The sequence below is a fragment of the Citrobacter sp. TBCS-14 genome, assembly GCF_005280805.1.
GTDB lineage: Bacteria > Pseudomonadota > Gammaproteobacteria > Enterobacterales > Enterobacteriaceae > Citrobacter > Citrobacter gillenii.
Genome location: NZ_SZWM01000264.1, coordinates 1 through 595 on the forward strand (window position 1 = coordinate 1; position 595 = coordinate 595).

The window sequence follows — 595 nt, forward strand, 5'->3', positions numbered from 1 at the left end:
AACACGGCTTTATCGAAGAACTCAGGCGCGTTGATACCGTGCAGCACGGAAAGACGTTGTGCCACGGTGCGGCTCTCTTTCTCCAGGGTACTGCGGTTGATGGACGGGTTTGCACTCAGCAGCCAGAAGGTAATGGCATAGCGCTGTAGCGTTTCACGCGCGCCCGCAGCCAACAGCTGCAGCGTGCGAGAATGAACCGGGTTGATATGCAGCTCATCGTTCTGCAGGGTTATCAGACCCTGACGTTGCATTTCGTTGGCCAGCTCGTCAATTACCCCGGCAAGCTCATCACGCTCCCAACGCAGGAACAGCTCGGCTTTCAGCATCGGATACAGTGCATCAATATGTTGCTGCAATGCGACGCGTGAAATCCGGCGATGCTGAGTCACAATCGCCGCCATCAGTGACGGCAGCACNCTGCTGCAATGCGGCGCGTGAAATCCGGCGGTGCTGAGTCACAATCGCGGCCATCAACGAAGGCAGAACCAGCATGTGCGCAATGTTGTTGCGGTAGTAGGTCATCAGTACTGCCTGCTCGCGCGGCAGAATAATGATGTCACCGATGGTGTCTTTCTCAACCTCAAACTTGTTCATC

1 pseudogene is annotated in these 595 nt (G+C 55.7%); it reads right to left on the reverse strand.

The window, feature by feature from the left end:
- Positions 1-595, reverse strand: a pseudogene (locus tag FDX22_RS12405) (hypothetical protein); the annotation flags it as partial.